Here is a 7,202-nt window from a genome sequence, read left to right as displayed (position 1 = left end):
TCATGGTGTTCCGCTTTGTTTCTTTGGCGAGAAGAAGCGTACCAGAACCGGCAGTTGGCCTCTTCTCTCCTATGCACCATGGGTGTTGCAGTTATTATCTGAATTCGCGAGACACAATTAAAAAATGCATTGAAGTGCAAGGAAAGGTTCCTGAGTTTATCCAAATATCAATTTTATATGAGCTATTTTGGCATATTAAACGAATTGTAAACAACTCCGGAAATGTGTCATTCCTCAGTAACGAGGATAAAATAAGGTATGTGAGTCTCCTAGAGGAAATATTCTCTTATATAGACGACAAAGTCATTTTGGAATTTAACTTATCAGGCAGTCGTGAATTCAGATAATAAGTGCAATGCCCATGGTGCATAGGAGAGAGGCGGTCAACTACCAGTTAGGGTACGCTTCTTCTCGCCAAAGAAACAAAGCGATACACCATGAAATACCAGCAGTTGACCGAGGGGCTACGATACCAGATTGCCTGCCTCCGTGACCATGGCCTGTCACAGGCCCGCATTGCCAAACAGCTCGGGGTTCATCCATCGACTATCAGTCGTGAGCTTCGTCGTAATTGTGCTGGGCAGGCCTATCAGCCGCAGCAGGCTCACCAACTTGCCACGGCACGACGGCTGACGAGTCAGAAGCGTACTGTCCCGTCTGATACCATCGACTTTGTTTGCATGGCGCTGGTCGCGGACTGGAGTCCCGAGCAAATCAGTGGCGTTGGAGACATGATTAACTGCCCGGTTAGCCACGAGTGGATATACCGCTACCTGATTACCCATGACCCTCAGCCAGCTTCAAGAGCCGATATGGCATCGGAGGGCTTGCCACGACTGCATGCCCCAATTCTACCAACATGCTCTTGAGGTCAAAACGATGATTAAACCGGAAGCAGTATTCCGCAAGATGCCTTGGTAAATGCTTCGCTCCGAGCGTATGGCAACTGCCCCGCAGCGAGTTTTTCACATTTCCTATCATCGTGTTTACCCAGTTGAATGCCGGATGATCCAGCCAGTCCAGGTTGCCTCCTGTGACAACACCCAGGTGCTCACAATTGGCCTCTTTGACTGCCCTGAAACAGGCCAATCCATCGGATATCACCGCGCTACCACTGGCAACATGCCGTTTTGCCCAATCCGCAATCGACTTGGTTTTGAAACCATCGACCACCGTCATCCGCATCTTGATTGGATGCCCTTCCTTGTTCAGGGCCACTGCTGCCACAAACGGCGTCTTGCCTGCCGCGCCCCGACCCCGTTTGCCGCCACGGCGCTCGCCACCCCAGTAGACATCATCGAGCTGAATGATGCCGCTGATGGGCTGCTTGTCATCGGACTCTTTCATGGCTTGCAGCAGCTTGTGCTTGAGCATCCAGGCGGTGTCATATTTGACGCCCAACTGGCGCTTTAGCTCCATCGCTGACAAGCCTGTTTTGGTCTGTGACAGCAGGTGCATCGCCAGAAACCACTTGGTTAGGGGCAGTTTGGTATTGGCGAAAATCGTATTGCCGGTCAGTGAAAGCTGATGGCGGCAGTGATTGCATTGCAGCACGCGTGGCCGGCATTTCAACTGGCAGAAGGTCTTGTTGGCACACTCAGGACAGACGAAACCATGTGGAAAACGCCAAGCGAACAGCGCTTTTTCGCATTGAGCTTCGGAGCCATAGTCTTTGAGAAACTCAAACAGGCTGTAGCCTTTCTGGAATTGGACTTTGCTTTTGGCCATGATCTCGCACCTCGATAACTGTGCGTAAGATCAGTATAGTTCGGGGTGACTGCTAATCATGGGTAATCAGGATACCATATCTCAGTCAGTCCTGGTGCTCACGCAGGGTGGCGAGACCCATCACTATCAAGCCATAGAAGAGGAACAACAATACACCGACGGTAGCCAAGTTGTAGAGACGGCGAGGGTATTCCGCATCCTGTGCCAGGCTCGGTTGACTGATAACCAGCAGGTGTTTGAGCTTGCGGTATGCCTCGACCCTGGTCTGCTCCAGGCTGATGAGGCCCGTCTTATAGAGATCCGCTGCCAGAGTGGCCTGGGTCTGTACATCCAGATAACCGGCGTTGATCTCGTTCATGGCATCTTTATCGAGACCGGTGAGCTTGGCACGCTCCTGCTCCAGTTGCCGGGTCAGGGCATCGACGCGGCTCTGCACCGAGATGACGGCGGGGGCGTTCTCTCTCATATAACTGCGCAGTTGCTTGAGCTGCGCCTGCTGGTTTACCAGCTCGGCCTCGATCTGGCTGACTACCCCGAGACGGGCGCTACTGGTGGATTCCGGGCTGATAAGTTGATGGCTGTTTTGAAACGCTAGTACCTTGGCCTTCTCGTCCTGCAGCCGTCGATAGGCCCTATCGACCTCTTTCTCGACAAAAGCCAGTTGCTCCAGCGCCACTTGATGCCCCAGCTTGTTGATAAAGCGCTCGGACTCCTTGAGCATCAGGCCTACAACTTGCTGACCATATTCGGGATCAAATGCCTGCAACTCGATGGTGAGCACGCCCGACAGTTCATCAAAACGTAACATCAGGTGGTTACGATAATATTCAATAAAATCTTCCCGGCTGACATCCTGTGGCAGGCGGGAGAAATAGTCTGCCTGATCGTTCTGGTAATGGGACTTGAGGTCAAGCTCCTTGTCGAGTTTTGCCAGCAGGTCCCAGGAGTTCAGATAATCCTGGATCAATAGGGCATCCTGATGATTGCTGCCGCCAATACCCAGCATCGACAGGGCATCGGGCAGCATCTTGATCTGATCCGCCTGCTTGATGATGATCTCCGCCCGGCTCACGTAACGGTCAGAGGCGATGACCCCCAGATAGAGTGCCGCGATGGTAAAACAGGCCACGACCCAGAGAAAACTGCCGAGCTTGAGGCTCTGTTGCCAGGAGCGGTGGGCAATCTGAAAGCCGCTGGAATCGATAAAGAACTGCTTGGGTTCATTGCCGAGCTTGCGCAGTTTGCGCGCGAAGCGGGATGGTCTTTCGGAACGGATAGGTTGAGTCATATTGGGTGCAGCTTGTTAAAGATCCTGATAAATGCGGATGGCGTCATCGATATTGTCGAAGATTTCCAATTTACTGTTGCGCAGCAACATCCCCATGTCGCACTGCTGACGCAGGTTTTTCATGTCGTGGGACACCATGATAAGGCTCGCGGTCTCGCGCTTTTGATTGAAGGTATCAATGCATTTTTGTTTGAAACGAGCATCCCCCACCGAAGTGATCTCATCGGTCAGATAGATATCAAAGTCAAAAGCCATACTGACGGCAAAGGAGAACTTGGATTTCATGCCGCTGGAGTAGGTTTTTATTGGCAGCTCGAAGTGCTTTCCTATTTCGGAAAACTCCTTGACCCACTCCTCCACCTCTTGGGTATCGCGTACACCGTGGATACGACAGACGAAGCGGGTGTTCTCCCGCCCTGTCATGCTCCCTTGAAATCCGCCACTGAGGGCCAGCGGCCAGGAGACGCGACAATGGCGCGTTACCTTGCCCTGATTGGGTGTATCCATACCGCCCAGCAGGCGAAGCAGGGTGGATTTGCCCGCACCGTTGACCCCCAGAATACCGATGTTGCGATCCTGCGGCAGTGTGATGCTCACATCGCGCAGCACATAGTTGCGGCCGAACTTGGTGGGGTAGTACTTGGATACATTGTCGAGAATGATCATGTTATTCCGCACTCATTGGCGATCAACTGGCGATCAGCCGGCGATGGCTCAGACGATAGCAGCTCATGGCAAAAGTCAGCAGCAGCAGGGTCACGCCTGACAGATAGGCCGCGCTGACATTGGGACTGCTGTAACCGGCGATCCAGCCACTTCGAATCAGCTCGAGGGCATGCACCAGCGGGTTCCATAAAAACCAGTGTTGATACTGAACTGGGATGCTGATCAAGGGATACATCACGCAAGAGATAAACATCAACGGCATCATCAGCAGACCGAGGAACTTGTCTGCCTCCTGAAATAGCGTGCAGATAACGCAGAAGACGATACCGAGGGAAAAGGAGAACACCATCAACAGCAAATAGATGAGGATCACCTGCAAGGGATCCGCCGGAATGGCATCAAACCCGAACCAGAGCAGCCCCAGCACCAGGATGATCCCCACCATCATGCCAATCATGGTCTCGAGCATGAAACGGGCAACAAAGGTAGAGAACGGGGTCACCTGCCGGTAGCAGAACAGCCCCATATTGGCGCTGACCGCGGATTGCAGCTTGCTCACGACATTCTTGAAAAAAATAAAGGGTAAATAACCGGCGGTAATGAAGAGCGGCGCCGGCGCCCCCCCGAATCCGCTATGGCCGCGCATGCCAAAAATGAGGCTGAATGCGCCAATGATGAGCAGTGGGTCAAGCAGGGCCCAGGCATAGCCAAGCCGGTAACTGCCAAAACGGGTCTTCAGTTCTCGGATAAGCAAACCGAACGTCACATCGCGCAGTACCTGCAAGGGCGTTCGAGGTGTTTGATTGAGAATGGGTTTATGCATGGAGTCATTTACCGTATGGCAGACTCGCCGATTGGCGAGCCTGCATTGTTCGGTGTGGGCGGTTTAGTTGATGGCTACGTTCGCCGCCACGGCGATCTGATAGATGATCTGGGTGATGTCTTTGACAGACTGCATGGTTTTGCTGTCAACCTTGGGCAATACCATGATCTGATCCCCTGGCTGAACATTCCCCTGGCCCTTGAACTCCACCAGCCCGTTGGCATGCACCACGGCGATGCGCTGATCATTGGCTCGTTCGGTAAAGCCACCGGCCCAGGCGACATAATCATCGAGGTCGGCATTGGCGTTGTAGACCACGGCTTGTGGCATCAACACCTCACCACCCACCTGTATAAGGTCAGTCTTGTTCGGGATCACAATCTGGTCGCCTTGCTCCAGCTGAATGTTGGCGATGATGCCCTTGTCTGCGACCACGACCTTGCCCAGAGGCTGAATCTTGCGAGCCTTGTCGACAAATTGCATGACCAGCTCGGCCTCTTTGGCACGGATGGTCGCCTCACCATCCGAACTGGCCGGCGCGGTGAATACGCTGCGCTCCAGCCGGTTGAGCGACTCATCCAGCATCTCTTTTTGCCGGATGGCCACGCTCTTGCGCATCAGATAGATGGATTGGTAATCGGCCAGATCCGGATTGATCGGAATGTGGTTGAGCAGATCGTGCAGTTTGGTCTCTTTGCGGACGGTGAAGTAAGAGGGACCCATATAACTGCCGGTGACCTGCACATCGTAAACTTGTGCATGCATGTCATCGTTAAACAGCACCTTGTCGCCGTCCTTGAGTTGGACCTGGGCAAAATCTTTGTAAGGCAGATAAATAGAGAAGGGACCGTTTGCACGATCACCAATTACCCCGACATGACTCACCTTGGCGAGGGGCAGGGCATAATTGACCAGTTCCGAACCCAGTGTATTGCGCTGCTTTAATTCGAAGCGGAATGGATTGCGAACCTTGCCAGCCACATTGATCATCGGCCCCTGGGGTTCCACCAGGATCACATCCTGATCTTTGAGGGAAAGCTTGGGCATTTTGCCTTTCTGCATGAATTCATACAGGTCGATCTGCTGGAGGACCTGGTTTTGGCGCAAGACCTTGATTTGACGGTAGCTGCCACGCTCTGAATCAATGCCACCCGCCCGCTTGAGGAAATAGAGCACGCTGTCAGACGATTGCCCGGCATATTGGCCTGGGCGGATCACCGGCCCCGTCACGAATACACTCACTGGGGTTGTCGTCAGTAAATTGACGTAAATGTTGACATTGTTGGTGAATACATCGCCAATCTTGCTGGTTACCAGATTATTGACTTGGCTGGCTGGAACATTCTTGACATTGATTGGGCCTACATCAGGGATGAAGATATTGCCCTGATTGTCGACCGTTACCACATTGGAGAAATTGACGGCGCCCCAGATCCAGATATTCAGCTTGTCACCTGGTGCTATCAGGTAATTGTCATTCAAGCCATCACTGCGTTCGGTTTCATATCCACCTGCAAACAGGTTGGCACCGTAGGGGGGAGGGAGTCCGACCTCGGCTTGTGGCAGTAACTTCCGCACATCTGCCTCACCTGGCAGCAACATGCCCTGCCGATTTTGTTGCGCAAAACTGCCGGTTGTTGAACTCGTGCTGGCTTGACCACTCAGCGATGATTGGCCGCCAAGTTGGGGCCGATTGTTATCGCCTGAATTACCCGACAGGGTATAGCCAAATGATGCCCCATTTGCCTGGGCCTGGTCCGGTGCACTAGCCGCCATGGTGGTGCAGGAGGCACTGATGAGAAACAGGAGGGTACTCAGATGACGAACGTTCATTTTCAAAACAGATACCTTCGAGTTTTATTGTTCAGCAAGAAGGCTGCTGACAGAAGCTTGATCCAATTGAGGTATCAGGTACCACAGTTCTTCGCTCTTGCATGCGACACTTCTTTGCGAGTGGCCTTGCATGTTGTTGAACAAGAGGTCAACGCACTCACGTCCCATGGCCGACACATAGCGTTGACCCAGGGTGAAGGTAACGCCGTTCGTGCTAAGTGCTGCCCCCTGAGGTTGAGTGTTGAGCGCCTGTTGCAGGTTTGCTGGCATGGCTTGCAGTGCTGTGGTCGATGATGGATTGACGAGGGGACGGGAGGCTTCGACCTGCTTTGGCTCATATGCGCAGCCAGCAATAGACATGGCTAGCGATATCGCCAGAAACCGGGTTGCGTAGTTCATGTGTCAATATTATCCATGGAGTCAAAACCTGAAGTGTAAATTCTTTGTTAATTTAATGTTGTGGGCAGTGTTCGTTTTGCGATAATGCTTGTCTCATGTTGTTCCTTGGTATTGCTGTACTGAAACTGTACACGGGAATAGATTATCTCAAAAGGAAAAAAAGAAAAAAGCTACCGCACGGAAGTGACATTGCTCCGGTCTAGGATGGTCAAATTGTGGCTTGAAATAAAATTGACATATAAAGACAGGCTATCAAAGGCAGCCCTGTTTTCATAGCATTTCTGTCGCGCAGGAGCCGTGCCTGCGTATCCTGCGTATCCTGCGTCATTTCGAGACGCTCGTCATGTTTAATTTTAGGTTCTTCGCGGGATCTTGGGGAAGTGGAAGTTGACAGACAGGGTGCTGGTAAACTGGCTGTCTCCAAACACACCACCACCATCACCCTGCTGTCGCCGTGCATCATAT

8 protein-coding genes and 1 pseudogene are annotated in these 7,202 nt (G+C 52.4%); 2 read left to right on the top strand and 7 right to left on the bottom strand.

Annotated features, from left to right (window positions below; translation table 11 throughout):
• Both PG883_RS22010 and PG883_RS22005 read left to right on the top strand, forming a co-directional pair.
• A partial coding sequence (locus PG883_RS22010) for a hypothetical protein (protein ID WP_270808191.1) occupies positions 1–347 on the top strand: 347 nt, incomplete at its 5' end.
• A gap of 90 nt (positions 348–437) precedes the next feature.
• Positions 438–776: pseudogene (locus PG883_RS22005) on the top strand (transposase); the annotation flags it as partial.
• Between the two features lies 1 nt (position 777).
• Here PG883_RS22005 and PG883_RS22000 read toward each other — a convergent pair.
• The 7 genes from PG883_RS22000 to PG883_RS21970 all read right to left on the bottom strand — a co-directional run.
• A complete protein-coding gene (locus PG883_RS22000; protein ID WP_171273009.1) occupies positions 778–1,728 on the bottom strand; it encodes an IS1595 family transposase in 951 nt (316 codons plus the stop codon).
• A gap of 85 nt (positions 1,729–1,813) precedes the next feature.
• Positions 1,814–3,016, bottom strand: a complete 1,203-nt coding sequence (locus PG883_RS21995) for a sugar transporter (protein WP_270808187.1) — start codon at positions 3,014–3,016, stop codon at positions 1,814–1,816.
• Positions 3,017–3,031: 15 nt separating this feature from the next.
• Positions 3,032–3,682: an ABC transporter ATP-binding protein gene (locus PG883_RS21990; RefSeq protein WP_270808185.1), complete on the bottom strand. Its 651-nt coding sequence runs from the start codon at positions 3,680–3,682 to the stop codon at positions 3,032–3,034.
• Between the two features lie 22 nt (positions 3,683–3,704).
• Positions 3,705–4,505, bottom strand: a complete 801-nt coding sequence (locus PG883_RS21985) for an ABC transporter permease (RefSeq protein ID WP_270808183.1) — start codon at positions 4,503–4,505, stop codon at positions 3,705–3,707.
• A gap of 63 nt (positions 4,506–4,568) precedes the next feature.
• Complete coding sequence (locus PG883_RS21980) at positions 4,569–6,338, bottom strand: polysaccharide biosynthesis/export family protein (RefSeq protein ID WP_270808193.1); 1,770 nt, start codon at positions 6,336–6,338, stop codon at positions 4,569–4,571.
• Positions 6,339–6,362: 24 nt separating this feature from the next.
• Positions 6,363–6,737, bottom strand: coding sequence for a hypothetical protein (locus PG883_RS21975; RefSeq protein WP_161470123.1), 375 nt, complete (start codon positions 6,735–6,737; stop codon positions 6,363–6,365).
• A 208-nt stretch (positions 6,738–6,945) separates the two neighbouring features.
• A partial coding sequence (locus PG883_RS21970) for a hypothetical protein (protein ID WP_270808181.1) occupies positions 6,946–7,202 on the bottom strand: 257 nt, incomplete at its 5' end.

Origin of the sequence: Aeromonas sp. QDB25, from assembly GCF_027707725.1 — a bacterium.
In the GTDB taxonomy this organism is placed as follows: Bacteria; Pseudomonadota; Gammaproteobacteria; order Enterobacterales; family Aeromonadaceae; genus Aeromonas; species Aeromonas caviae.
This window is presented reverse-complemented; position numbering and strand designations above follow the sequence as displayed.